Raw genomic sequence first — 26338 nt, 5'->3', positions numbered from 1 at the left:
CTGGAATTGCTCTAGAACAACTTGAGCCGTGTCTTGGGTTCCGGTTCAAGCTTTTGGTCTTTCACACCCGGATCATCCGGCGCGCCGCCGAAAAAAGGCCGTGGTTCCGGCTCTTTTTGCGCCGGCTGTGGCGCGGCAACGGATGCGCTCGGCGTCGGTTTTGCCACCGTCGGCTCCAATTCCATGACATAGGTATTGGCGGCTGGCGATACAACTTTCGGTGCGCTTGGGGTCTCCGCCGTGGTTGCGGGAGCGGCCTCGCGCACCGGCGGCAGCGATTTCAGCGCGGCATCGACAGATACGACCGCCCCTTCCTCCACCGGTCCCTCGACCTGGCCGAAGGGTGCCTTCCATTCAAAGGCGTCGAGGCGGCCCGTGACCGGCGATAGCGGCAGCCATTTGTCGGATACGAAACCGTCGGCAACCCAGGCAGGGTCGCGCGGGGCGCGCAGCGCCTGTGCCATCCAGTGCCGCACGCGGCCCTGGTCATTGGTCTCGGCTTCCTCGATATCGGCCAAAAGCAGGAAGGCACCCTCGCGGGCATCGATCCGCGCGGCGGCTTCGGCCTTGGCGCGGGCCTTGTTGAAATCGCCCGCATCGAGCGCCGCCTTGGCGGTGAGCAGCAATGCCTCAACATTGTTCGGCCGGATGGCCTCCAGCCGTTCGGCACGCTTCAGCCGATCGACGACGGAATCGCCGCTGCGGGCACGCACATAGGCCTTGCCGATCTCGGGATGCGGCTGGGTTTTCCAGACCTGCTCCAGCATGGACGCGGCCTTGCGCACCTTGTCCTCGCGAAACAGGGCTTTGGAGGCTATGAGCGCCGCAGGTACGAAATCGTCCACCAGTTTCAGGGCCGCAAGCGCATCGTCGCGGGCTCCGGCCGGATCGCTCTCCAGCCTGTCGCTGCGCGCGCGGTCAGCAGCACGGCGCGCTGGCGGTTGGCTGTCGTCTTGTCGACGACGTGGGCGACCTTCTGCTGATCGAGCAGCTTGATGGCATCATCCCAGCGGCCGGACTGGCTGCGATATTCGAGCGTCGCCTGCGCCGCCCATGGCAGGTAAGGAGCCTGATCGGCAGCCTTTTCGGCATATTGCCGCGCGGCCTCATGCGCCCCGAGGCGCTTGGCTTCGAGGTAGAGCCCGCGCAAGCCGAGCTCGCGCGTTTCCGGGTCGTTGGCCATCAGCTCGAATTTCTGGCGCGCCTCGTCGTGCTTGCCTTCGATCAGCGCCGCCTGCGCCTCGAGCAGATTGATGAGCGGTTCCTGGTCGGCGCGGATCAGGCCACGGGTACGCGCCGCCATCTTCCGGGCAAGCAGGGCGTTGCCGGCACCGGCAGCAATCAGGCCGGTGGAAAGCGCCTGATAGCCACGGTCGCGCTTGCGGGCGCGGAAATAGCGGGTGACGGAATGCGGCGAGGTCCAGATCAATCGCAAGAACCACCATGCAATCATGACGGCGGCGATGAGCGCTATCAATATGCCGGCGGCCACGATCAGCCTGGTCTGGTAAAGCTGGCCTTCCCAGACCAGGGAGAGATCGCCTGGGCGATCCGCAAGCCACGAAAAGCCATAGCCGAGAGCCAGGACGAGAATGGCGAAGATAAGCAGTCTGATCATTGCTGCGCGCTCCGTCCTTAATTCTGTTTCCCGGTATTGGCGATGGCCTTCGACAGCGCATCGCTCACCAGATCTTCGACGCGGATGCGGGCTTCCAGCGATTGCTTGAAGGCGGCGGAGGTCGACTTGGCGGCGTCGGGCAGGCTGTTCCACTCGGTCACCGCGCCCGGCAGATCGCCATTCTTCACCTTGTCTTCGAAACGCGCGGCGACCGCATCGACGCTGTCGCCGGGAACGTTGCCAACGGGGCGCACCTGCACCAGCGACTTGGCGCCCGACATCAGGCGATCGCTCCAGCTCTGGTTGGAATCGTCACTCTGCGTGGTGGCGACAATGGCGGTGGTAACATCCGTCACCTGACGGATCAGATCGGCGCGCGAGGGAACGCCGGTCTGGGCGAAATTCTTGAGATCGGTCACGGCCGGATCGTCCGGCGCGACATTGGCAAAGGTATCGAGCTCGGGTCGGAAGGGGCCGCCGCGATCAATCGCCGCCTTCAGCGCGGCAGCGGCAATGGCGCGGGCGACCGCGCTTTCCTGGCTCGGCTGGTTGAGCTTCTTCTCGGCATCATCGAGACGCTTGCCGACTTCGGCGTCGGAAGTCGCCTGACTTTGGGTCGCCTTGCCGAGATCCGCCTTCAGCTGCTCGACCTCTGCGCTGAGCGAAGCGACCTTCTGATCGGCATCGCCGCTGGTCACACCCGCGGAGCCGCCCGCGGAGGTGTTGCTGGCAGCCGTGGTCTCGAGCGCTGCGACACGGGCCGCAAGCGCATTGTCGGGCTTTGGCGCGGGAGCGGAGGCGAGTTTGGCAACGCTTTGCTTCAATCCGTCGATTTCAGAGTTGAGCGCTGCGATCTCGGCGGAATTATCCTTGGCCGCACCTTGGCCCGGCAACAGGCCGGCATATTGAATGGCGCCGGCGCCAATGAGCGCAATCAGTCCGCCAACGATACCGGCGGCGATCAGACCCGAAGTCGCGCCCTCCCGTCGCGGCGGCTGTCCGGAATAGGAAGGGGTGGGATCAGGCTGTCGCGCCGCTGTGGCCTGCGGCTCTTCCGGGTCCGGATCATAGCTGCTGGCTTGAGTTTCCTCGCGCAGCGGTTCCTTCTCCGCCTCCAGCGGCATTTCCACTTCATTGGCGGAGGACGAGGCGAATTCGCCATGGCTCCGCTCTGTCATATTTTCAGGGGCTGCGTCCTGCGCAGTTTTTTCTGCTTCCAGATCAATCGTGACCGGCTCGTCATTGGGCTTCGAATGGTTAGGCGGTTTTCCCGGTACCATGGAGGTCCTCTTTTCATGCGCTGCAACGAAGTTAGACAGACAAGGCCATTATGGAAAGACCTTAGATCAAAATTGCGGCCTTACTCTGAGACAAGCAGCGCCAGAAGTCTGTCCTCATCCGGCATGTCGGCAATATCGACATGTAAACGCATGGCGGGCGGGATCGCCGCTGCAATGGCCTCACTCAGGCAGAGGAAGCGTGTTTCAGCAAAAAGCGCGGGATTTTGTTGAACGAACGGCAGGCTGAAAAAGCGCTGCGCCGTCTGCTGGGAATAGAGCAGCAGGGCATCCGTGCGCGCATCTTTGAAAAATCGACGCAGGATATCCTCGCGGGGAAGGATATCTCGCATCCGGTAGCATTCGACCGTGTGGAACGGCAGCTGCAGCTCGGTCAATCTTGCCTCGAAGCCGGCAGCGCGGGGATGGCCTGCGAGATAGAGGAGGGGAGCGTTCGCAAGGCTGGCGGGATGGGCGGAAATCAGCGCCGCCAGCTCGGTGCCGCCGCCCTCGGATATGGCAATATCGGTAAAGCCGAGATCGGTGGCTTCTTTCGCCGTGGCCTTGCCGACGGCAAAGAGGGGGCGATTGAGATGCTCGGCGAGATCGGACCCCAACGTCGCAAGAACCCGAATCGCTTCGGCGCTGGTGGTGGCTATGGCGCCATGTGTATCCAGGAGCGCGCGCCTCGCCTCGTCGACATGATGGACCGGTTCAGCCAAGGGCAACGACAGGGCTTCGTGACCCATCTGCGCCAACCGCCTGATGGTGCGTTCACCCGAATGCTGGGGGCGGGTGACGACGACGCGCATCGGATATCAGATCCAGTCTTCGAAGAAGGTGCTGCCCGCCTCGGCGCGTATGGCCTGGCCGGCATTGGTGCCGAGCGCCTCGGCATCGCGACGATTGCCCTCGATGGTGGTCGTGTGCACCTGCTGTCCATCAGGCGTCAGAATCATGCCGAAGAAGCGCAGATGATCTCCCTCGCAGACCGCATAACCGGCAATCGGCGTCCGACAGGAGCCGTCAAGCGCTGCCAGGAAGGCACGTTCGCAGGAGACGGTGTCGAAGGTGGGGCCGTCGTTGATGGCGGCGAGCAGGTCGTTCATCCGGCTGTCGGCGATCCGGCTTTCGATGGCGATTGCGCCCTGCGCCGGTGCCGGCGGGAATTCGTCGGGATCGAGGATATCCGTGATGACCTCGACCTTGCCGAGCCGCTTCAGGCCGGCAACGGCAAGCAGCGTTGCGTCCGCCTGGCCCTCTTCCAGCTTGCGCAGCCGGGTCTGGACCGAGCCACGGAAAGTGATGACATTGATATCGGGGCGCAGGCGGCGGATCAGCGCCTGACGGCGCAGCGAGGCGGAGCCGACCGTCGCGCCATGCGGCAGTTCGATCAATCTCGGTGCCGTGCGGCCGATGACGGAATCGCGGATGTCCTCGCGCGGCAGGTAGGCCGTCAGCGCCAGGCCCTGCGGAATTTTCGTCGCCATGTCCTTGGCGGAGTGCACCGCGAAGTCGAGCTCGCCGGAGATCAGCTTCTCTTCCAGCTCTTCCGTGAACAGGCCCTTGCCGCCGATCGCCGCCAGCGAGCGGTCGGTGATACGGTCGCCCTTGGTGGTGAGAACGACGATTTCGAACATCTCTTCCGGAAGGCCATGCGCCGCCATCAGGCGATCGCGGGCCTCGTGCGCCTGGGCGAGCGCCAGCGGGCTGCCGCGCGTGCCGATCCGGAAAGGTTTTGTTTGCATCCGCTTTGATCCGTTGTTACCGACAGTTCCCGTAACCATATTTCCGCTTTATCGCAATCGACCTGTAGGCAACGAACTTTCTCCATGGCGTCCATTCTTCGTATTCTCGGCATCGAAACAAGCTGCGACGAAACCGCCGCGGCCATTGTCGAACGCCGGGATGACGGTACGTCCACGGTTTGCTCCGATGTCGTGCTGAGCCAGCTGGACGAGCATAGCGCCTATGGCGGCGTTGTGCCGGAAATTGCCGCGCGGGCGCATGTCGAGGCGCTGGATACGCTGATCGACGAAGCATTGAAACGCGCCAATGTGTCGCTCTTGGACGTCGATGCCATTGCCGCGACCTCAGGTCCCGGCCTCATCGGCGGGCTGCTCGTCGGCCTGATGACCGGCAAGGCGATCTCGCGCGCCACAGGCAAGCCATTATACGCCATCAACCATCTGGAAGGCCATGCCCTGACGGCGAGGCTCACCGACGGGCTTGCCTTTCCCTATCTGATGCTGCTGGTTTCCGGCGGCCACACGCAGCTCATCCTCGTGCGTGGCGTCGGCCAGTACGAGCGCTGGGGCACCACCATCGACGATGCGCTGGGAGAAGCCTTCGACAAGACGGCCAAGCTCTTGGGCCTGCCCTATCCCGGCGGCCCGGCCGTGGAGGCCGCGGCCAGAAACGGCAATGCGGATCGCTTCGATCTTCCGCGGCCGCTGGTCGGCGAGACGCGCCTTGATTTTTCCTTTTCCGGCCTGAAGACGGCGGTGCGGCAGGCGGCAACGGCCATCGCGCCTGTCACGGAGCAGGATATCGCCGATATCTGCGCCTCCTTCCAGAAGGCGGTCTCGCGCACCTTGAAGGATCGCATCGGTCGCGGCCTGCAGCGCTTCAAGACGGAATTTCCGAAGACGGATGAAAAGCCGGCGCTCGTGGTTGCCGGCGGCGTTGCCGCCAATCTCGAGCTGCGCCGGACCCTGCAGGACCTTTGCGACGCCAACGGTTTCCGCTTCATCGCGCCGCCATTGAGATTGTGTACGGATAATGCCGTCATGATCGCCTGGGCCGGACTCGAGCGCATGGCGACAGGCTTTGCCCCTGATGATCTCGATGTGCAGCCGCGTTCGCGCTGGCCACTGGATCAGAAGGCGGAAACGCTCCTGGGTCATGGCAAACGCGGAGCCAAAGCATGAGCGGCAAGGAACGGATTGCAGTCATCGGCGCAGGCGCCTTCGGCACGGCGCTTGCAGCCGTGATTGCGCTGACCGGCCGCAGCGACGTGACGCTTGTCGGACGCAAGGCGGCGCTAATGGCCGATCTCGCCGTCGACCGGATGCATGATGCCGTGTTGCCCGGTATCGAGCTTCCGGATTCCCTGAAATTTTCGGCCGGGCCGGATGCCGTTTCCGATGCCGGGATCGTCCTTTTCGCCATGCCGTCGCAGGCCCAGGCCGATGCCGCCAGGCTCTATGGGCCTTATCTTGCCAAGGATGCAATCGTCGTCACCTGCGCCAAGGGCATCGACAAGACCTCCGGCGATCTCTTGACCGAGATGCTGGAGCGGGAATTGCCGCAGCACGCCATTGCCGTGCTCTCCGGGCCGGGCTTTGCCGCCGATATTGCCAAGGGCCTGCCAACGGCCATGGCGATCGCGGCTGCCAACATGACGGTGGCCGAGAGGCTTGCGCAGGCGATTTCCGGCCCGACGTTCCGCCTTTATGCATCGGACGATCGCATCGGCGTGCAGCTTGGTGGCGCGCTGAAGAATGTTCTCGCCATCGCCTGCGGCATCGTCGAAGGGCGCGGCATCGGCGATTCCGCCCGTGCTGCCCTGATCAGCCGTGGGCTCGCCGAAATGTCGCGCTTTGTTGCGGCCAAGGGCGGCAAGGCGGAAACGGCGCGCGGGCTTTCCGGCCTCGGCGACCTCGTGCTGACGGCGACCAGCCATCAATCCCGCAATTTGCGATTCGGTATTGCGCTCGGCCATGGAGAAACGGCCGACCCGACACATGGCACGCTGGTCGAAGGCGCCTATGCCGCCTCCATTGCCGCGCGGCTGGCCGGCGAACTCGGCGTCGACATGCCGATTACCGAAGCGGTTTCCGCCATCATCGACGGCAAGCTCGACATAGCCACGGCCATCGGGCAATTGATGACGCGGCCGATTACGACGGAATGATTTTCTCGATATCTGAAGGAGCCCAACAATGCTGTTCACCTTTGTCTGCAAGGACAAGCCCGGTCACCTGAATGTTCGCATGGAGACGCGTCCGGCGCATGTGGAGCATCTCAACAAGTTGAATGCCGAGGGAACGCTGAAGATGGCGGGGCCTTTCCTCGATGCCGATGGCAAGCCGAATGGCAGCCTGGTCATCGTCAGCGCCGAGACCATCGAGTCGGCAAAAGCGATTGCGGATGCGGATCCCTATACGAAGGCCGGCCTGTTCGAGAGCGTCGAGATCAAGCCGTTCAACTGGGTCTTCAACAATCCGGAGGCATGAGGCATGGCGCACTGGCTTTATAAATCCGAACCGTCTTCCTGGTCCTGGCAGCAGCAGAAGGATGCCGGCGAAAAGGGAACCGAATGGACCGGCGTGCGCAACTATCTCGCCCGCAACAACATGCGGGCGATGCAGATCGGCGACAAGGGCTTCTTCTATCACTCCAATGACGGGCTGGAGATCGTCGGCATCGTCGAGGTTTGTGCGCTGGCACATCACGATTCCACAGCCAAGGACGATCTGCGCTGGGAGTGCGTCGATATCCGCGCCGTGCGCGACATGCCGAAATTTGTCTCCCTGAAGGACATCAAGGCAAACCCGAAGCTTTCGCAGATGGCGCTCGTCACCTCGATGCGGCTTTCGGTGCAGCCGGTGACGGATGAGGAATGGCTCGAAGTTTGCCGCATGGGCGAACTGGATAGTCCTCCTGTTTGACCCCGGCCACCCGTCTAATTCTGGCCGCCGTCCGATGCTGGAGAATTTTTGAAAACCGATCCGGAAAGTTTCATCTGCGCCAACACCAGCCTCATGGCGCCGCCGCATGTGCCGGAGATCCGGCTGCATCTGGCAAGCGAAGCGCATGAACTCTGGTTGAAGACGGAAGAGGAGCTGGAGAAGATCGGCCTGCCGCCGCCCTTCTGGGCTTTTGCCTGGGCGGGTGGCCAGGGCTTGGCGCGCTACATCCTCGATCATCCGGCGACGGTTGCCGGCAGAAAAGTGCTGGATTTCGCCAGCGGCTCCGGGCTTGTGGCGATTGCAGCCAAGCGCGCGGGCGCCAGCCATGTGCTTGCCGTCGATATCGACCCTTGGGCCGGTACGGCAGTCCGGCTGAATGCAGTTGAAAATGGCGTCGCTCTCGAATTTGCCAACGACGATATCATCGGCCGCTCGGTGGAGGCTGACGTCGTTCTCGCCGGCGATGTCTTCTACGATCAGGATTTTGCAGCGAACCTGGTTCCCTGGCTGCGGCAATTGGCGGGTGAGGGGAAGCTGGTTCTGGTCGGAGATCCAGGCAGAGCTTATCTGCCGAAGGATCGGCTGGAAGCGCAGGCGACCTATCAGGTGCCGGTGACGCGAGCGCTCGAGGACAGCGAAATCAAGAAGACCACCGTGTGGCGATTTATCGCCGGCTAAGGCTTTTCCTCAGGGCCGGATTACGCAGACGCCGGCTTCGTATGAGCAGGGATTGCCGGCATAGCGGACATTGATGACCTTGGCGCGCGGCCTCGGCTGCACTGCAACAGGACGGGCATAGGGATTGTAGCCGCCATAGCCGACGACATAGGTGCCGCCATTGGCCTGATAGACATCGGCCGAGCCGGCATAGGTGCCGGCGTTTGCCGCTTCACGCGGTTCCATGAGGATGATTCTGGCTGGCTGCTGCTGCCCGAAACCCTGCGGTGCCGATATCTGGTTCAGGCGCACGAGGCCCGAATGGTCGCGGTGATGCCAGTGACGGTAATCGCCTGCCAGCACAGCGCTTGACGAAAATGCGGCTACTGCCGCCAAAACGAGCGCTGATGCCCTGAAAAGATGCAAGCTCATGATTCGCCCCCGTTTGGGTCGGTTAATGAAATCTTAACGGCAGATTGCCCGAAGACCGGCGCGAAGTCCACGTCAGGGTTGAGGAAATGGTAAATGGGGCCGAATGGGGAGCGCGTCCTTGCATACTCGCTAAAGTGCAAAGCGATCCCAATCGATTAAATTCGGTGCAGGCATCAATTGTGCTTGTCGATAGGCATTTGGGCGATTAATGGTCGCAATGATGCAACGCACACTGCACGTCCCTGTGCGCGCGTTGCCCCGGATATCCGGGTTTTAAGCGTACCGTAACGCCGCGAGGTTCTGATGGCGAACGTCACACAAAACCGGCCCTTGTCGCCGCATCTGCAAATTTACAAACCCATTCCCACCATGGTCATGTCGATCGTCCACCGCATCACCGGTGGCGCGCTCTACTTTGGCACGGTGCTGGTTGCCTGGTGGCTGATCGCCGCTGCGACCGGCCAGGGCTATTTCGATCTGGTCAACTGGATCCTGGGGACATCGTCGGCCGGATCATCCTGTTCGGCTACACATGGGCGCTGCTGCATCACATGCTCGGCGGCTTTCGCCACTTCTTCTGGGATCTCGGCTATGGTTTCGACCCTGCCGTGTCGACCAGGGTGGCCAAGCTCATGCTCGTCGCGTCGATCTGTCTGACCGTGCTGGTCTGGATCGTCGGCATCGTCATCAGGCTGGGTTGATTGGTGTGATCGTTTCCGAAAACCACTCGGTGATTTTCGGGATCATGCTCTAGAGGATATATATCATGGATATGCGCACCCCTTTGGGTAAAGTCCGCGGCCTCGGCTCCGCCAAGGAAGGCACCGATCATTTCTGGCGTCAGCGCCTGACCGCCGTCGCCAATGTTCCGCTCTTCATTTTCTTCGTCATCTTCCTGCTGATCTATGCCGGCGCGCCCTATACGGAAGTCGTGCATGCGCTGTCGAATCCGCTCGTCGCCGTCATCATGGCCCTGATGGTGATCTCCGGCATCATCCACATGAAGCTCGGCATGCAAGTCATCATCGAGGACTATGTCCACGGCGAATTCGGCAAGATCGTCCTTCTCATGCTCAACACGTTTTTCGCGGTCATTCTGGCGGGGCTCTGTCTTTTCGCCATTCTGAAGATCGCGTTCGTAGGATAAATGCATCATGGCACCGAACTCATCCGCTCAGAATGGCTCAGCCTATAAATATGTCGATCACTCCTATGACGTGATCGTCGTCGGCGCCGGTGGCGCCGGTCTGCGTGCCACGCTCGGCATGGCCGAACAGGGCTTCCGCACCGCCTGCATCACGAAGGTCTTCCCGACCCGTTCGCATACGGTCGCTGCCCAGGGCGGCATTGCCGCCTCGCTGCAGAACATGACGCCGGACAGCTGGCAGTGGCATCTTTACGATACCGTCAAGGGCTCCGACTGGCTCGGTGACGTCGATGCCATGCAGTACATGGTCATGGAAGCGCCGAAAGCGGTCTATGAGCTCGAGCATTACGGCGTGCCGTTCTCGCGTAACGAGGAAGGCAAGATCTATCAGCGCCCGTTCGGCGGCCACATGCAGAATTTCGGCGACGGACCGCCGGTGCAGCGCACCTGCGCTGCCGCCGACCGTACCGGCCACGCCATCCTGCACACGCTCTACGGCCAGTCGCTGCGCAACAATGCCGAATTCTTCATCGAGTATTTTGCGCTCGATCTCATCATGTCCGACGATGGCAGCCGTTGCACCGGCGTTGTCGCCTGGTGCCTCGATGACGGCACGATCCATCGCTTCGCCGCCAAGATGGTGGTGCTGGCGACCGGCGGCTACGGCCGCGCCTATTTCTCCGCGACCTCGGCCCATACCTGCACCGGCGACGGCGGCGGCATGGTTGCCCGCGCTGGCCTGCCGCTACAGGACATGGAATTCGTGCAGTTCCATCCCACGGGGATTTACGGTTCAGGATGTCTGATCACCGAAGGGGCACGCGGCGAAGGCGGCTATCTGGTCAATTCCGAAGGCGAGCGCTTCATGGAGCGCTATGCTCCCTCCGCCAAGGACCTTGCCTCGCGCGACGTGGTTTCGCGCTGCATGACGCTGGAAATCCGCGAGGGCCGCGGCGTCGGCAAGAACAAAGACCACATCTTCCTGCATCTCGACCACCTCGATCCGGCCGTGCTGCATGAACGTCTGCCCGGCATTTCCGAAAGCGCCCGTATTTTCGCCGGCGTCGACGTGACCCGCGAGCCGATCCCGGTTCTGCCGACGGTTCACTACAACATGGGCGGCATTCCCACCAATTACTGGGGTGAAGTGCTGAATGCCGACAGCGAAAATCCCGAGCGCATCCTGCCGGGCCTGATGGCCGTTGGCGAAGCCGGCTGCGCCTCGGTCCACGGCGCCAATCGCCTCGGCTCCAACTCGCTGATCGACCTCGTGGTCTTCGGCCGTGCCGCCGCCATCCGCGCCGGCCAGGTCATCGACCGCGAAGGCCCGGTTCCGCCGGTTAACGTTGCCGCTTGCGACAAGATCATGGATCGCTTCGATCGCCTGCGCCATGCCAGCGGCTCGACGCCGACGGCAGCGCTGCGTGAAAAGATGCAGCGCGCCATGCAGGAAGATGCCGCCGTGTTCCGCACGCAGGAATCGCTGGAATCCGGCTGCCGCCGCATTTCCGAGATCTGGAAGGAAATGGCCGACATCAAGGTCACCGACCGCTCGCTGATCTGGAATTCCGATCTGGTCGAGACCCTGGAACTGCATAATCTGATGGCCAACGCCATCACGACGATCTACGGCGCCGAGGCCCGCAAGGAAAGCCGCGGCTCGCATGCACGCGAGGATTATACCGAGGGCAAGTTCGCCGGCCGCGACGACGAGAACTGGCGCAAGCACACGCTTGCCTGGATCAACGAAGCCGGCGATGTGAAGCTCGACTATCGTCCCGTCCACACCGACCTGATCGCCGAAGGCATCGATCCGCACAAGATCGAGCCGAAGGCACGCGTGTATTGATCTGAGAGGAACTGACCATGGTTGAACTCGCTCTCCCTAAGAACTCTCAGATGCGCGAAGGCAAGGTCTGGCCGAAGCCGGTCGGCGCCAAGAATACGCGCGAATTTCGCGTCTATCGCTGGAGCCCGGATGACGGCCTGAACCCGAGCATCGATACTTACTACATCGATATCGACGATTGCGGCCCGATGGTGCTCGACGGTCTGCTCTACATCAAGAACAAGATCGATCCGACGCTGACGCTGCGCCGCTCCTGTCGTGAAGGCATTTGCGGTTCCTGCGCGATGAATATCGACGGCACCAACACGCTCGCCTGCACCAAGGGTCTGGACGAGATCAAGGGCACGGTGAAGATCTATCCGCTGCCGCATATGCCCGTCGTCAAGGACCTTGTGCCTGACCTGACGAACTTCTACGCCCAGCATCGCTCGATCGAACCCTGGCTGAAGACGGTTTCTCCGCCGCCGGCCAAGGAATGGAAGCAGAGCCATGAGGACCGCCTGAAGCTCGACGGCCTCTACGAATGCATCCTGTGCGCCTGCTGCTCGACCTCCTGTCCGAGCTACTGGTGGAACGGCGACCGTTATCTCGGCCCGGCCGTGCTGCTGCAGGCCTATCGCTGGCTGATCGACTCCAGAGACGAAGCCAAGGGCGAGCGCCTTGACAATCTCGAGGATCCGTTCCGCCTCTATCGTTGCCACACGATCATGAACTGCGCGCAGACTTGCCCGAAGGGTCTGAACCCGGCCAAGGCGATCGCCGAAATCAAGAAGATGATGGTCGAGCGGCGGGTCTAACCCGCCGGCGACTACCCAAGCCAAGTGGCGATGAGGAAGATGCTCGCATGACCATCGAAGGCTTTGCCCCGGAGGCCGTGGCCGAAATCCGGCTGCGGCTTGCTTCGGTCAAGGCCGAGGGCATCCGCATCGGTTTTGCCATCGAAAGCGGGAGCCGTGCCTGGGGTTTCCCTTCGCCTGATAGCGACTACGATTGCCGCTTCGTCTATGTCAGATCGGAGCAGGATCATCTGACCTTGTTCCCTCATCGCGATGTCATCGAGTTTCCAATCGTCGGTGATATCGATACCGGTGGATGGGATCTGCGCAAGGCGCTGCTTCTGGCGCTGAAGGGCAATGCTGTTCTTGTCGAGTGGCTGAAATCGCCCATCGTTTATGAAGAGGAAATCGGTTTTCGTGATCGACTCGGCACGTTGCTGCAGGAAATCATGGTGCCGGAGAAGGTCGCTCAGCACTATATCGGCTTGATGAAACAGCATCGGCCCGATGGGGGCGCTGAACCTGTTCGTTTAAAGAAGCTGCTTTATTCCATCCGCCCCGCAATAGCGCTCGAATGGATGCGACAAACGGATTTTGCCAGGCTGCCGCCAATGAACATGCTCGAATGTCTTGCTGATATCGATTTGGACAAGGACATTCGGGCAACCATTCTGCAGTTGGTGGCGGTCAAGAAGGAGACGCGCGAAATGGGAGAGGGCGTACCGCCAGCACCGCTCATGGAGTTTCTATCGGTCTCGCTCGGACGCTATTCCGATTTCTCCGTCAAGTTTAGCGAAGACCATGGGCGGGACAAAAGCATGCAGGAATTTGCCGATCGCTTCTATCTGAATGAGGTTCGTCGCGTTAGGCCTTGAAACCACCCGATTCTTGTCCAGCTATGGCCTACGGCAAATTATGGCGGTATCGACTTGATTAACCAAAGTGAAATACGATAATTCCCACGTCATTGAGCATCACTTTGCAAATGTCAGCGGTGGACAATTAATTAGGAGTGTGATGATGCAGTTCAGATATGCGGTGACGGCTGCGGTGATAGGCCTGTCGCTTGCCGGTTGCCAGCGCACAGCATACAACGACAATTATTCGGCTCCGCCGCTGCAGGCAGCGCCTGTTCCCTCCGTTCAGTCAAGCCAGCTTCCTCCTGCGAACGGCGGCGACCCCTCTCAGTTTCCGGCGGCGCCGTCGAATGCGCCGAATGCGGGTAACCCGCAACAGCAGCAGGCAATGGCCGCTTCCGCCATGGACGTCACCAAGGAGTCGATGGTCGGCAGCTGGAAGGTCAGCAACGGCGGATCGAGCTGCGATATGTTCCTGACGCTCACCAATCTCGGCAGCGGCTCTCGCGGCGGCACGCGCGGTTGCTCGGGCGAGCTTACCGCAATGGGGTCCTGGGAGGTTTCCGGCAAGCAGATTCTTTTGAAGAATCGCGACGGCAGCACGATCGGCACGCTCTACAAGACGGCCGATTCGCGGTTTGACGGCTCGACCGCTTCCGGCCAGCCAATCGGCCTCAGCCGATAAGCTTATCTGACGGGGCAGCGTCCTTCGGCGCGCCCCTTTTTGCACAGGCGGATATTTCCCCATGCAGCCCATGCCCGACTATTCCCTCAGCGTCAGCGAGCAGCTGAAGGCGCTGACGGCTTCCGGATCGCTTCAGGTGGATTCGGCGCAGATGAACGTGGCGAGACTGCTCGATCGCGTGCTTGCCGATCTCAAGCGGAAGCGCCCGGCCAGCAAGTCGAGCGCACTCGGCTGGATGTTTGCCGCGCGCAGGAAGCCGGTCGAAACCATCAAGGGCCTCTATATCCACGGCAGTGTCGGACGCGGCAAGACGATGCTGATGGATATGTTTTTCGCCATGGCGCCCTGCCAGAAGAAGCGCCGCGCGCATTTCCATGAATTCATGACCGATGTTCACAACCGCATTGCTGCGCAGCGGTTGAAGTACAAGAATGGCGAGACCAAGCAGGCCGATCCGCTGCCGCCGATTGCAGCCGATCTTTATGGCGAGGCGGAACTGCTCTGCTTCGATGAATTCACCGTCACCGATATCGCCGATGCGATGATCCTGTCGCGGCTGTTTTCCGAATTGTTTTCGCTTGGCTGCGTGCTGGTCGCCACCTCGAACGTGGAGCCCGACAATCTCTATCGCGACGGGCTCAATCGCGGCCTGTTTCTGCCCTTCATCGATCTCTTGAAACGTTATGTCGATGTGGTGACGCTGGATTCGCCGACCGATTACCGCATGGAGAAGCTGAATAGCCAACCCGTCTATCTCACGCCGCTCGACCAGCGCGCCGATATGGCGATGGATGCATCCTGGATGCAGGCACTGCACGGACGCAGGGCGCAGCCGATGGAGATTCCGAGAAAGGGGCGCTCCATTCATGTGCCGCTGGCGGTCGATCGCATGGCGCGCTTTTCCTTTACCGATCTTTGCGAGGCGCCGCTTGGGCCTGCCGATTTCCTCGCCATAGCCGAGCGTTTCGATACGATCTTTCTGGATCGCGTGCCAAAGCTCGGGCCGGAAAAGCGCAACCAGACCAAGCGTTTCATCATTCTCATCGACACGCTTTACGATCATAATATTCGCCTTTATGTTTCTGCAGCGGCCATGCCGGAGGAATTGCTGGTCGAGCGGCGTGGAACCGAAGGCTTCGAATTCGACCGCACGACTTCCCGGCTTTTCGAGATGCGCAGTGCCGAGTATCTTGCCCAGACTCCGGCAAAGCGAGCCGCCGAGTAACAATTCGGTGACAGAATTTCTTACGTTTACGTAAGAAATTATCGATCTAACCGATTGAAATTGCTGCTCTCAAAATAATCAATTGCCAATTTCCGCCTTTGGGTCTATGCGATTGGCGGCTATTGTGGATGCCTTACATGGCGTCCCGCCACGGATTTTGATCGCAAAGGATACACCGAAATGGCGCGCAACAAGATCGCACTTATTGGTTCTGGCATGATTGGTGGCACGCTGGCGCATCTCGCCGGCCTGAAGGAACTGGGCGACATCGTCCTGTTCGACATCGCGGACGGCATTCCTCAGGGCAAGGGTCTCGACATCGCCCAGTCTTCTCCCGTCGAAGGCTTCGACGCCAATCTGACCGGCGCCAGCGACTATTCGGCGATCGAAGGCGCTGACGTCTGCATCGTCACCGCCGGCGTTGCCCGCAAGCCGGGCATGAGCCGCGACGATCTTCTCGGCATCAACCTCAAGGTCATGGAGCAGGTCGGTGCCGGCATCAAGAAGTATGCCCCGAACGCCTTCGTGATCTGCATCACCAACCCGCTCGACGCCATGGTCTGGGCACTGCAGAAGTTTTCCGGCCTCCCGGCCAATAAGGTCGTCGGCATGGCCGGTGTGCTCGACTCGTCGCGCTTCCGCCTGTTCCTCGCCAAGGAATTCAACGTCTCCGTTGAAGACGTCACCGCTTTCGTTCTCGGCGGCCACGGCGACTCGATGGTTCCGCTTGCTCGCTACTCCACGGTTGCCGGCATTCCGCTGACGGACCTCGTCACCATGGGCTGGCTCACCGCCGAGCGCCTCGAAGAAATCATCCAGCGCACCCGTGATGGCGGCGCCGAGATCGTCGGCCTGCTGAAGACCGGCTCGGCCTATTACGCTCCGGCCGCCTCCGCCATCGCAATGGCTGAATCCTACCTCAAGGACAAGAAGCGCGTTCTGCCGAGCGCTGCCCATCTCGATGGTCAGTATGGCGTCAAGGACATGTATGTCGGCGTTCCCACGGTCATTGGCGCGGCGGCGTCGAGCGCATCATCGAGATCGACCTGAACAAGGCCGAGAAGGAGGCCTTCGACAAGTCGGTCGCATCCGTCGCCGGTCTTTGCGAAGCCTGCATCGCCATCGCGCCGTCGCTGAAGTAATTTCTGCGTTATAACAGGGATAAATCCATGAACATTCATGAATATCAGGCCAAGGCTCTGCTGAAGACCTATGGCGCACCCGTCGCGGACGGCGTTGCCATCTTCTCTGCCGACGAAGCTGCCGCCGCTGCCAAGCAGCTTCCGGGCCCGCTTTACGTCGTCAAGAGCCAGATCCACGCCGGCGGCCGCGGCAAGGGCAAGTTCAAGGAACTCGGCCCGGACGCCAAGGGTGGCGTTCGCCTCGCCAAGTCCGTTGACGATGTTGTCGCCAACGCCAAGGACATGCTCGGCAACACGCTCGTCACCAAGCAGACCGGCCCGGCCGGCAAGCAGGTCAACCGCCTCTACATCGAAGACGGCGCCGACATCGACCGCGAACTCTACCTCTCCATCCTGGTTGACCGTTCGGTCGGCCAGGTTGCTTTCGTCGTTTCGACCGAAGGCGGCATGGACATCGAAACCGTCGCGCATGACACGCCGGAAAAGATCATCACCGTCGCCATCGAGCCTTCGACAGGCGTCACGGCTGCCAACTCGGCTGCTCTTTCCGATGCGCTGAAGCTCGAGGGTGCTGCCCGCGAAGACGCCGCCAAGCTCTTCCCGATCCTCTACAAGGCCTTCGTCGAGAAGGACATGGCTCTGCTCGAAGTCAACCCGCTGATCGTCATGACCAATGGCCGTCTGCGCGTTCTCGACGCCAAGGTGTCCTTCGACGGCAACGCGCTCTTCCGTCATGAAGACGTCCGCGCCCTGCGCGACACGTCGGAAGAAGACGAGAAGGAAATCCAGGCACACGAATACGACCTCGCCTATGTCGCCCTCGACGGCAACATCGGCTGCATGGTCAACGGCGCAGGTCTCGCCATGGCAACCATGGACATCATCAAGCTCTACGGTGCTGAGCCGGCGAACTTCCTCGATGTTGGCGGTGGCGCCACCAAGGAAAAGGTTACGGCCGCTTTCAAGATCATCACTGCCGATCCGGCTGTCCAGGGCATTCTGGTCAACATCTTCGGCGGCATCATGAAGTGCGACGTGATTGCCGAAGGCGTGCTCGCAGCCGTCAAGGAAGTCGGTCTGAAGGTTCCGCTCGTCGTTCGCCTCGAAGGCACCAATGTCGAGCTCGGCAAGAAGATCATCAACGAATCCGGTCTCAACGTCATCTCCGCAGATGACCTGGACGATGCCGCCCAGAAGATCGTCAAGGCAGTCAAGGGCTGATCGGGATGGCTGCTTCCTTCACTCCAACGGCTGCTCATCTTCGCCTCGGTGCCTTTGCCGGCACCTGGGAAGGGGAAGAGCATGTCGCGGCTTCGGCCTGGACGAAGGAAGGTACGGCAACCGCGCGGCTCACGGCCGAGTGTCTGTTCGACGGATTCTTCGTCGAGCAGCGCTACGTGCAGACGCGTGATGGCGAAACCTCCTTCGAAGCGCGGAATATTTTCGGCTTCGACGGAACGGATCAGGCCTACAAGCTCTATCAGTTCGATACGGTGGGTTTTGTGCCCGCAGCGCCGGCCTCCGGCGAATGGATCGACGACAGGCTGGTTCTGACCAAGGTCTCGCCGCGCGGTGCGCAGCGCACTCTCTTCCAGTTCGAAAATGAAGACTGCTACCGCATGGGCGTCACTTTTGCGCCCGCCGGCAGCGATACATGGCAGGAGGTTGTCAGCGGCTTATATCGTCGCGTTGCCTCTGCGTCTTCCAACCTCTCGTAACAAAGGCCTCGCATGTCTATTCTCATCAACAAAGACACCAAGGTTCTGGTTCAGGGCCTGACCGGCAAGACCGGCACCTTCCACACTGAACAGGCGCTTGCCTATCACGGCACGAAGATGGTCGGCGGTATCCATCCCTCCAAGGGTGGCGAAACCTGGACCGGCAAGGACGGCGAAAAGCTGCCGATCTTCAAGTCCGTTGCTGAAGGCAAGGATGCCACGGGCGCCAACGCCTCGGTCATCTACGTGCCGCCGGCAGGTGCCGCGGCTGCGATCCTCGAAGCGATCGATGCGGAAATCCCGCTCATCGTCTGCATCACGGAAGGCATTCCGGTTGCCGACATGGTCAAGGTGAAGGATCGCCTGATCAAGTCGAAGTCGCGCTTGATCGGACCGAACTGCCCCGGCGTTCTGACCCCGAACGAATGCAAGATCGGCATCATGCCGGGCTCCATCTTCAAGAAGGGCTCGGTCGGCGTTCTCTCGCGTTCCGGCACGCTCACCTATGAAGCCGTGTTCCAGACCACCAATGAAGGCCTCGGCCAGACGACGGCTGTCGGCATCGGCGGCGACCCGGTCAAGGGCACGGAGTTCATCGACATTCTCGAGATGTTCCTTGCGGACGACGAAACCAAGTCGATCATCATGATCGGCGAAATCGGCGGTTCGGCTGAAGAAGAAGCCGCGCAGTTCCTCAAGGACGAAGCCAAGAAGGGCCGCAAGAAGCCGATGGTCGGCTTCATCGCCGGCCGCACGGCACCTCCCGGCCGCACCATGGGCCATGCTGGCGCCGTGATTTCCGGCGGCAAGGGCGGCGCGGAAGACAAGATTGCGGCGATGGAAGCGGCAGGCATTCGCGTGTCGCCGTCGCCGGCGCGTCTCGGCAAGACGCTGGTGGAAGTCCTGAAGGGCTGAACCTACCTATAGCAAGACCCGGACGGGGAGCGGCAAGCGCCCATCCCGTCCGGCCTTCCAATTCGCAAGTTTAGATGTGCGGTCCAAAAGGCCGCTGACGAAATAAGGTCGCCGGACGTCCATAAGCCGGCAATGCAAACAAGTCGGGAGGCGGACGAAGGCGTCCGCATATCACCATGGCAAGGCAAGAAGCCAACGAGCAATTTCAGATCACTTCGTTCCTGGACGGCGCGAACGCTGCTTATATCGAGCAGCTCTACGCGCGCTACGAGGACGACGCATCGTCGGTATCCGACGAGTGGCGGTCATTCTTCAAGGCGCTGGAAGACAGCCCCGGCGATGTGAAGCGGGCGGCCAAGGGCGCTTCGTGGCAGCGTAAGAACTGGCCGATCCCGGCAAATGGCGAGCTGATCTCCGCGCTCGACGGCAACTGGGGCATCGTCGAAAAGGCGATCGAAACCAAGGTCAAGGCCAAGGCAGAAGCCCAGGGCAAGCCGACCGATACCGCAGACATCCTGCAGGCGACGCGCGATTCCGTCCGCGCCATCATGATGATCCGCGCCTATCGCATGCGTGGCCACCTGCATGCCAAGCTCGACCCGCTCGGCATCGCCGCTCCGGTCGAAGACTACAAGGAACTGTCGCCGGAAGCCTATGGCTTCACCGAGGCCGACCTCGACCGCAAGATCTTCATCGATAACGTGCTCGGCCTCGAATATGCGAGCGTGCGCGAAATGATCGAGATTCTCGAGCGCACCTACTGCTCGACGCTCGGCGTCGAATTCATGCACATCTCCAATCCGGAAGAGAAAGCGTGGATTCAGGAGCGCATCGAAGGCGTCGACAAAGGGATTGCTTTCAATCCCGAGCGCAAGAAGGCGATCCTGCAGAAGGTCATCGAAGCCGAAGGCTACGAACAGTTCCTCGACGTCAAGTTCAAGGGCACCAAGCGTTTCGGCCTCGACGGCGGTGAATCGCTGATCCCGGCGCTGGAACAGATCCTGAAGAGCGGCAGCCAGCTCGGCCTCCGGGAAGCTCTGTTCGGCATGGCCCATCGCGGCCGCCTGAACGTGCTTTCGCAGGTCATGGGCAAGCCGCATCGCGCCATCTTCCACGAGTTCAAGGGCGGCTCCTACGCACCGGACGAAGTCGAAGGCTCGGGCGACGTCAAGTACCATCTCGGCGCCTCCTCGGATCGCGATTTCGACGGCACCAAGGTCCACGTTTCGCTGACGGCCAACCCGTCGCATCTGGAAATCGTCAACCCGGTCGTCATGGGCAAGGCCCGCGCCAAGCAGGACATGGGCGCCACCCTCTGGGACGGCGATATCATTCCGTTGTCCGAACGCGCCAAGGTCGTGCCGTTGCTGATCCATGGCGACGCGGCTTTTGCCGGCCAGGGCGTGGTTGCCGAAATCCTCGGCCTGTCGGGTCTGCGCGGTCATCGCGTTGCCGGCACCATGCACGTCATCATCAACAACCAGATCGGTTTCACCACCAATCCGGCCTTCTCGCGCTCGTCGCCCTATCCGTCCGACGTCGCCAAGATGATCGAAGCGCCGATCTTCCATGTGAATGGCGACGATCCGGAAGCCGTCGTCTATGCGGCCAAGGTTGCGACCGAATTCCGCATGAAGTTCCACAAGCCGGTCGTGATCGATCTGTTCTGCTATCGCCGCTACGGCCATAATGAAGGCGATGAACCGTCCTTCACGCAGCCGAACATGTACAAGGTCATCCGTGCCCACAAGACGGTGCTGCAGCTCTATTCGCAGCGCCTGATCAGCGAAGGCGTGCTGACCGAGGGCGAAGTCGAAAAGATGAAGGCCGACTGGCGCGCTCATCTCGAGGAAGAGTTCGAGGCCGGCCAGCATTACAAGCCGAACAAGGCCGACTGGCTTGACGGCGAGTGGTCGGGCCTGCACACGGCCGACAATGCCGACGAGCAGCGCCGCGGCAAGACCGCTGTGCCGATGAAGACGCTGAAGGAGATCGGCCGCAAGCTGTCGGAAATTCCGGCCGGCTTCCACGCGCACCGCACCATCCAGCGCTTCATGGAAAATCGCGCCAACATGGTGCAGACGGGTGAAGGCATCGACTGGGCCATGGCGGAAGCCCTGGCATTCGGCGCGCTTGTCGTCGAAGGCCACAAGATCCGGCTCTCCGGCCAGGATTGCGAACGCGGCACCTTCTCGCAGCGTCATTCGGTTCTCTATGATCAGGAAACCGAAGAGCGCTACATTCCGCTCGCCAACCTGTCGCCGACCCAGGCTCGCTACGAAGTCATCAACTCGATGCTTTCGGAAGAGGCTGTCCTCGGCTTCGAATACGGCTATTCGCTGGCCCGCCCGAATGCGCTGACGCTCTGGGAAGCCCAGTTCGGCGATTTCGCCAACGGTGCGCAGGTCGTCTTCGACCAGTTCATCTCCTCGGGCGAACGCAAGTGGCTGCGCATGTCCGGTCTCGTCTGCCTGCTGCCGCATGGCTATGAAGGCCAGGGTCCGGAACACTCTTCCGCCCGCCTGGAACGCTATCTGCAGCTCTGCGCCGAAGACAACATGCAGGTCGCCAACGTCACGACGCCGGCGAACTACTTCCACATCCTGCGCCGTCAGCTGAAGCGCGATTTCCGCAAGCCGCTGATCCTGATGACGCCAAAGTCGCTGCTGCGCCATAAGCGTGCCGTGTCGAGCCTGGCGGAGATGGCGGGGGAAACCTCCTTCCATCGCCTGCTCTGGGACGATGCGGAAGTGATCAAGGATGGCCCGATCAAGCTGCAGAAGGACAACAAGATCCGTCGCGTCGTCATCTGCTCGGGCAAGGTCTATTACGATCTGCTGGAAGAGCGCGAGAAGCGCGGCATCGACGATATCTACCTGCTGCGCATCGAACAGCTCTACCCGTTCCCGGCCAAGGCGCTCATCAACGAGCTCAGCCGCTTCCGCAATGCGGAGATGGTCTGGTGCCAGGAAGAGCCGAAGAACATGGGCGCATGGTCCTTCATCGATCCTTATCTGGAATGGGTACTTGCCCATATCGATGCCAAGTACCAGCGCGTTCGCTACACCGGCCGTCCGGCCGCCGCCTCGCCGGCGACGGGCCTGATGTCCAAGCATCTGTCGCAGCTTGCGGCGTTCCTCGAGGACGCGCTCGGCGGTTGAGGGGTTGCGCGATGACACGTTTTCGTTTGAAAATCGCGTCGTCGCGCTCCAGCCTTCCGCAGGATGCGACGGGGGAGAAGATGGCAGCCATGCAGCAATACGCCACCTATCGCCTGCACGAAGCAGATGCCCGATCGGCCGCCGCCGGTTGGGCAATTGTTGCGCATGGCGCTATTCGTTCCCCGGCCATCTGTCGCCGGAATTCCATCCAAACTCATAATGACGAAAATCAGGATCTGAACAATGGCCACTGAAATCCGCGTTCCTACCCTCGGCGAATCCGTCAGCGAAGCGACCGTCGGTACCTGGTTCAAGAAGGTCGGCGACGCCATCAAGGCCGATGAGCCGCTTCTCGAGCTCGAAACCGACAAGGTAACGATCGAAGTTCCGGCACCTGCGGCCGGCACCCTGTCCGAAATCGTTGCCCAGGCCGGCGAAACCGTAGGCCTCGGCGCGCTGCTCGGCCAGATCGCAGCCGGCAACGCCGCCGCTGCCGCACCGGCTCAGGCTGCTGCGCCGCCGCTCCGGCACCTGCTGCCGCCGCACGGTTGCAGCGCCTACCGTTTCGCTCCGGCCTCCGCCATGCCGGCGGCTCCGGCAGCTGCCAAGCTGGCCGAAACAACATCTCCGCCGATCAGGTCGATGGCAGCGGCAAGCGCGGCCAGGTGCTGAAGGGTGATGCGATCGCCGCCGTTGCCAAGGCCGCCTCGGCGCCTGCCGCCGCACCGGCTGCTCCGGTCGCAGCACGTGCACCGACCGCCGTCGAGGACGTCAACCGCGAAGAGCGTGTCAAGATGACCCGCCTGCGCCAGACGATCGCCCGCCGTCTCAAGGATGCGCAGAACACCGCCGCCATGCTCACCACCTATAACGAGGTGGACATGAAGGCCGTCATGGACCTGCGCAACAAGTACAAGGACATCTTCGAGAAGAAGCATGGTGTGAAGCTCGGCTTCATGGGCTTCTTCACCAAGGCCGTCACCCACGCGCTGAAGGAACTGCCGGCTGTCAACGCCGAGATCGACGGCACCGACATCATCTACAAGAACTACTGCCACATCGGCATGGCTGTCGGCACCGACAAGGGACTGGTCGTTCCGGTCATCCGCGATGCCGACCAGATGTCGATCGCTGAAGTGGAGAAGGAACTTGGTCGTCTGGCAAAGGCTGCCCGTGACGGCACGCTGTCGATGGCCGACATGCAGGGCGGCACCTTCACCATCACCAATGGTGGCGTCTATGGTTCGCTGATGTCTTCGCCGATCCTGAATGCGCCGCAGTCGGGCATTCTCGGCATGCACAAGATCCAGGAACGTCCGGTCGCCATCGGCGGTCAGGTCGTGATCCGTCCGATGATGTATCTGGCGCTCTCCTATGACCACCGCATGGTCGACGGCAAGGAAGCGGTGACCTTCCTCGTGCGCGTCAAGGAAAGCCTGGAAGATCCGGAACGTCTGGTTCTCGATCTCTAAGGAGCTGGATCATGTCGACATGGCCCATGCGGACGCTGCGCGGATTGATGTGCGCCGTTGCCGCGTGGATGCCGTCATCCGCCAGCGCGGGTGATCTCGATATTTCGAAGCTCAGCAGCAATCTCGATCTGGCGTCGCTCAGCGACGCCGATCTTGCCGCCCGGTCGATCACCATCCTTCGCATCGGCAATGTCGAACTGACCTCCGGCCGCATCGTTGCCAGTGACCCGCTGGTCGGGCCGGACCGTCCGGCGCTCGTGAGGGCTGTGACTCCGGGCGAATATCCGGTGACGCTCTATGAAGCCTTCGGCCGTGTCGCGGCTGCCAGCATGCGATTTGCCGAGGGCAGACCGGTGCGCTGGGAGCTGGCCGTGATTCCGGGTCAGGATATCAATTCGCTGAAAGGCGACGAGTTCTTCGGCTATCCGGTCGATGCCGGTCTCGGTTGCTATATGGATGCCGATACCTATGCTCTCATCCAGGAGCGGGAAAAGCAGGTTCAGGCGGAGAAATCGACATCCGATATCAATTATTACGACGATGTCCTGGCGCCGGAGCTGGAGGCGAACAAAGACGATTATGCCATGCACCGGCCGATATCGGGAAAGCGCGGCAATGTCGCCATCTTCTCCAGCGGCTGGGGTGATGGTTTCTATCCGGTCTTCTGGGGTCTCGATGCCGGCGGAAGGCCGCTGGTTCTGTTTACCGATTTCGGCGTGACCGAGAATGCCGACGGTCGACGCGAGCCGGGAGGTCAATGATCATGCCGGCTGACCGCATGATGACACGATTGGCGGCTTCATGCTGCGCGGCGATGGCTTTTGCCGTGGCTTCACTGCCTGCATTTGCGGACGAATGCATGCAGGAAAAAGCCGTTTACGTTGATATGGACAATGCCTACGAGCTGCGTTTCGAGCCCATGGGCTCGGAATCGGCGCTCAGCAACAGGTTCAAGCTTACCGTGCGCAATACTACCGTCGTCGCCGATGGCATTGTCATGCGCACCGACGATCAATTGCGCGCCGATGGCCGGATCATGTTTGCATGTCCGGAAGGCGACGTGACTGGGGCTGATCTCCGAGCCTGCACCGTTTGGCAAGGCATGGTCTACGCCTCCGATCTCAAAGGGCATATTCGCGCATTGCCGGCCGAAGGCGAAAGCGCGGCGGATCGGCTCTTCCTGCCAGCGCTCGGCCCCTCGATCCAGAAGTCGTCACTCTGGGGCAAAGGCAAGGCAACCGTTGCGCCCTGGGATGTTCTTAGCCTGAAAGGATGCGGCCAATGACTGACGATGCACCCGTTCTTCTCGTCACCGGCGGCAGCCGCGGCATCGGCGCCGCGGTTTGCATTGCCGCCGCGCAGCATGGCTGGGCGGTTGCGGTCAACTACGCATCCAACAAGGATGCGGCCGAGGCCGTGGTAGAGACTATCCGCGAAGCCGGCGGCGAAGCCATCGCGATGGCCGGCGACGTCGGCAAGGTCGAAGACATCAAATCCATCTTTGCCCAGATCGACGCGCATTTCGGCCGCATCGACGGCCTGGTCAACAATGCCGGTATTGTCGGGGTTATCCAGCGGCTCGACGAAATGACGCCGGAGCGGCTGGACCGCATGTTCCGCGTCAATATCACCGGCTCGATGCTGGCCGCCGCCGAGGCCGTGCGCCGCATGTCCACCCGCCACGGCGGTAAGGGTGGCGTGATCGTCAACGTTTCTTCGCTGGCCGCGACCTTGGGTGGCGGCGGCCAATATGTCGATTATGCTGCCTCCAAGGGAGCGATCGATACCTTCACTGTCGGTCTGGCACGCGAAGTGGCGGCCGAAGGCATCCGCGTCAATGCCGTCCGTCCCGGCATCATCGATACCGATATTCACGCAGCCGCCGGCCTGCCGGACCGGGCTCGCGACATCGCGCCGCAACTGCCGATGAAGCGGGCGGGAACGGCCGATGAAGTCGCCGACTCCATCCTCTATCTCTTGAGCCCGCATGCATCCTATATAACGGGTGCGCTGCTCGACGTGAGCGGTGGCCGCTGATCAGAATGGGTGGATGATATGCAATATATTCTCGAATTTCTCGGCCTGATGGCTGTGTTCTCGATCTTCATCGTCGTTCCCGGCGCCGATTTTGCCGTGATCCTGCGCCAGAGCATCGTGCATGGCCGCCGTGCTGCCATGATGACCGGGCTCGGCATGGGCTTCTCGCTGCTCTTTCACATCAGCTACACCATTCTCGCCTCGGCCTGATCGTATCGCAATCATTGATGCTGTTCAGCATGATTAAATGGGCCGGCGTTCTCTACCTGGTCTATCTGGGCATCAAGTCCTTCCGCGAGCCGGGTTTCAAGGTGGCCGAAATCGAGATCACCGATGCGGACCGCAAGCCGGTCTCCGTCTGGCGTTGCCTGGCGACGGGCTTCATCACCAATGCGCTCAATCCGAAGCCGGTGCTGTTTTTCCTGTCGCTGTTTTCGACGCTCGTGCACCACGACACCCCGGCCTTGATCCAGTTCAGCTATGGCATCGGCATGGCTACGGCGCTCGTCGCCTGGTTTGCCGGCGTTTCCATCTTCTTCACCGTCAAGCCGATCCGCGATCGCTTCATCGCGTCAGGCAAATGGTTCAACCGCATCACCGGAGCGGCGCTCGTCGGCTTCGGCATCCGCCTCGCCCTGGTGCGGGCGGCCGACTAACAGAGATATAAAACAAGGAA

Annotated in this window: 23 protein-coding genes and 5 pseudogenes; 23 read left to right on the top strand and 5 right to left on the bottom strand. The window is 61.4% G+C overall.

Going from position 1 to position 26338, the window contains the following annotated elements:
• Window positions 1-11: 11 nt before the first annotated feature.
• From BSK43_RS04735 to hemC, 4 genes and pseudogenes are all read right to left on the bottom strand, one after another.
• A pseudogene (locus tag BSK43_RS04735) lies at window positions 12-1618 on the bottom strand (heme biosynthesis protein HemY).
• A 17-nt stretch (window positions 1619-1635) separates the two neighbouring features.
• Window positions 1636-2898: a mitofilin family membrane protein gene (locus tag BSK43_RS04730; RefSeq protein WP_077471944.1), complete on the bottom strand. Its 1263-nt coding sequence runs from the start codon at window positions 2896-2898 to the stop codon at window positions 1636-1638.
• 80 nt (window positions 2899-2978) lie between these two features.
• Window positions 2979-3707, bottom strand: a complete 729-nt coding sequence (locus BSK43_RS04725) for a uroporphyrinogen-III synthase (RefSeq protein WP_077471943.1) — start codon at window positions 3705-3707, stop codon at window positions 2979-2981.
• A gap of 6 nt (window positions 3708-3713) precedes the next feature.
• Window positions 3714-4643 (bottom strand): hydroxymethylbilane synthase, encoded by a 930-nt coding sequence (gene hemC / locus BSK43_RS04720; protein ID WP_077471942.1) that lies wholly within the window; start codon window positions 4641-4643, stop codon window positions 3714-3716.
• An 84-nt stretch (window positions 4644-4727) separates the two neighbouring features.
• Here hemC and tsaD point away from each other — a divergent pair, with 84 nt between their 5' ends.
• The 5 genes from tsaD to BSK43_RS04695 are packed head-to-tail and all read left to right on the top strand — an operon-like array spanning window position 4728 to window position 8267.
• On the top strand, window positions 4728-5825 hold the full coding sequence (gene tsaD, locus BSK43_RS04715; protein WP_077471941.1) for a tRNA (adenosine(37)-N6)-threonylcarbamoyltransferase complex transferase subunit TsaD: 1098 nt from the start codon (window positions 4728-4730) through the stop codon (window positions 5823-5825).
• Window positions 5822-6811 carry an NAD(P)H-dependent glycerol-3-phosphate dehydrogenase gene (locus BSK43_RS04710; protein WP_077471940.1) on the top strand — a complete coding sequence of 330 codons (990 nt, stop codon included), beginning with the start codon at window positions 5822-5824 and terminating at the stop codon, window positions 6809-6811. The genes tsaD and BSK43_RS04710 overlap by 4 nt, the downstream gene beginning before the upstream one ends.
• 28 nt (window positions 6812-6839) lie before the next feature.
• Window positions 6840-7133 carry a YciI-like protein gene (locus BSK43_RS04705; RefSeq protein WP_077471939.1) on the top strand — a complete coding sequence of 98 codons (294 nt, stop codon included), beginning with the start codon at window positions 6840-6842 and terminating at the stop codon, window positions 7131-7133.
• 3 nt (window positions 7134-7136) lie between these two features.
• Entirely contained in the window at window positions 7137-7568 is a 432-nt protein-coding gene (locus tag BSK43_RS04700) for an EVE domain-containing protein (protein WP_077471938.1), read from the top strand.
• A 48-nt stretch (window positions 7569-7616) separates the two neighbouring features.
• Entirely contained in the window at window positions 7617-8267 is a 651-nt protein-coding gene (locus BSK43_RS04695) for a methyltransferase (protein ID WP_077471937.1), read from the top strand.
• A gap of 9 nt (window positions 8268-8276) precedes the next feature.
• Here the strand turns inward: BSK43_RS04695 and BSK43_RS04690 are convergent, their stop codons facing one another.
• The gene (locus tag BSK43_RS04690; RefSeq protein ID WP_077471936.1) at window positions 8277-8678 is read right to left on the bottom strand and encodes a hypothetical protein; all 402 of its coding nucleotides are present in this window, start codon (window positions 8676-8678) and stop codon (window positions 8277-8279) included.
• 303 nt (window positions 8679-8981) lie between these two features.
• Between BSK43_RS04690 and sdhC the strand changes: the two are divergent.
• The 18 genes and pseudogenes from sdhC to BSK43_RS04600 all read left to right on the top strand — a co-directional run bounded on the left by sdhC (window position 8982) and on the right by BSK43_RS04600 (window position 26318).
• Window positions 8982-9379 (top strand): annotated as a pseudogene (sdhC, locus tag BSK43_RS04685) (succinate dehydrogenase, cytochrome b556 subunit).
• 65 nt (window positions 9380-9444) lie between these two features.
• Entirely contained in the window at window positions 9445-9825 is a 381-nt protein-coding gene (gene sdhD, locus BSK43_RS04680) for a succinate dehydrogenase, hydrophobic membrane anchor protein (protein ID WP_077471935.1), read from the top strand.
• A 7-nt stretch (window positions 9826-9832) separates the two neighbouring features.
• The gene (sdhA, locus tag BSK43_RS04675; protein WP_068388853.1) at window positions 9833-11674 is read left to right on the top strand and encodes a succinate dehydrogenase flavoprotein subunit; all 1842 of its coding nucleotides are present in this window, start codon (window positions 9833-9835) and stop codon (window positions 11672-11674) included.
• A gap of 17 nt (window positions 11675-11691) precedes the next feature.
• Window positions 11692-12471, top strand: coding sequence for a succinate dehydrogenase iron-sulfur subunit (locus BSK43_RS04670; RefSeq protein ID WP_068388856.1), 780 nt, complete (start codon window positions 11692-11694; stop codon window positions 12469-12471).
• Window positions 12472-12518: 47 nt separating this feature from the next.
• Window positions 12519-13325, top strand: coding sequence for a nucleotidyltransferase domain-containing protein (locus tag BSK43_RS04665; protein WP_077471934.1), 807 nt, complete (start codon window positions 12519-12521; stop codon window positions 13323-13325).
• Window positions 13326-13470: 145 nt separating this feature from the next.
• Complete coding sequence (locus tag BSK43_RS04660; protein ID WP_077471933.1) at window positions 13471-13992, top strand: protease inhibitor Inh/omp19 family protein; 522 nt, start codon at window positions 13471-13473, stop codon at window positions 13990-13992.
• 61 nt (window positions 13993-14053) lie between these two features.
• The gene (zapE, locus tag BSK43_RS04655) at window positions 14054-15217 is read left to right on the top strand and encodes a cell division protein ZapE (RefSeq protein ID WP_077471932.1); all 1164 of its coding nucleotides are present in this window, start codon (window positions 14054-14056) and stop codon (window positions 15215-15217) included.
• A gap of 180 nt (window positions 15218-15397) precedes the next feature.
• A pseudogene (mdh, locus tag BSK43_RS04650) lies at window positions 15398-16359 on the top strand (malate dehydrogenase).
• 27 nt (window positions 16360-16386) lie between these two features.
• Window positions 16387-17580: an ADP-forming succinate--CoA ligase subunit beta gene (gene sucC / locus BSK43_RS04645; protein WP_077471931.1), complete on the top strand. Its 1194-nt coding sequence runs from the start codon at window positions 16387-16389 to the stop codon at window positions 17578-17580.
• A gap of 5 nt (window positions 17581-17585) precedes the next feature.
• Complete coding sequence (locus tag BSK43_RS04640) at window positions 17586-18077, top strand: DUF1579 family protein (protein ID WP_077471930.1); 492 nt, start codon at window positions 17586-17588, stop codon at window positions 18075-18077.
• 12 nt (window positions 18078-18089) lie between these two features.
• Window positions 18090-18992, top strand: a complete 903-nt coding sequence (sucD, locus tag BSK43_RS04635) for a succinate--CoA ligase subunit alpha (protein WP_077471929.1) — start codon at window positions 18090-18092, stop codon at window positions 18990-18992.
• 176 nt (window positions 18993-19168) lie between these two features.
• Window positions 19169-22153, top strand: coding sequence for a 2-oxoglutarate dehydrogenase E1 component (locus BSK43_RS04630; RefSeq protein ID WP_077471928.1), 2985 nt, complete (start codon window positions 19169-19171; stop codon window positions 22151-22153).
• A gap of 80 nt (window positions 22154-22233) precedes the next feature.
• Complete coding sequence (locus tag BSK43_RS04625; RefSeq protein ID WP_246662495.1) at window positions 22234-22407, top strand: hypothetical protein; 174 nt, start codon at window positions 22234-22236, stop codon at window positions 22405-22407.
• Window positions 22397-23625 (top strand): annotated as a pseudogene (gene odhB, locus BSK43_RS04620) (2-oxoglutarate dehydrogenase complex dihydrolipoyllysine-residue succinyltransferase). Before BSK43_RS04625 ends, odhB begins: the two are co-directional and overlap by 11 nt.
• Before the next feature lie 11 nt (window positions 23626-23636).
• Complete coding sequence (locus tag BSK43_RS04615) at window positions 23637-24386, top strand: DUF4241 domain-containing protein (protein ID WP_077472961.1); 750 nt, start codon at window positions 23637-23639, stop codon at window positions 24384-24386.
• A 53-nt stretch (window positions 24387-24439) separates the two neighbouring features.
• Window positions 24440-24910 carry a hypothetical protein gene (locus BSK43_RS04610; protein ID WP_205910591.1) on the top strand — a complete coding sequence of 157 codons (471 nt, stop codon included), beginning with the start codon at window positions 24440-24442 and terminating at the stop codon, window positions 24908-24910.
• The gene (locus tag BSK43_RS04605; protein ID WP_077472960.1) at window positions 24907-25662 is read left to right on the top strand and encodes an SDR family oxidoreductase; all 756 of its coding nucleotides are present in this window, start codon (window positions 24907-24909) and stop codon (window positions 25660-25662) included. Before BSK43_RS04610 ends, BSK43_RS04605 begins: the two co-directional genes overlap by 4 nt.
• An 18-nt stretch (window positions 25663-25680) precedes the next feature.
• A pseudogene (locus BSK43_RS04600) lies at window positions 25681-26318 on the top strand (LysE family transporter).
• The last annotated feature ends 20 nt before the right edge of the window (window positions 26319-26338 follow it).

The organism is Rhizobium sp. P44RR-XXIV (assembly GCF_001999485.2).
Taxonomy (GTDB): domain Bacteria; phylum Pseudomonadota; class Alphaproteobacteria; order Rhizobiales; family Rhizobiaceae; genus Rhizobium.
The sequence above is the reverse complement of the archived record's forward strand: the minus strand, read 5'-3'. Positions and strand labels throughout refer to the sequence as shown.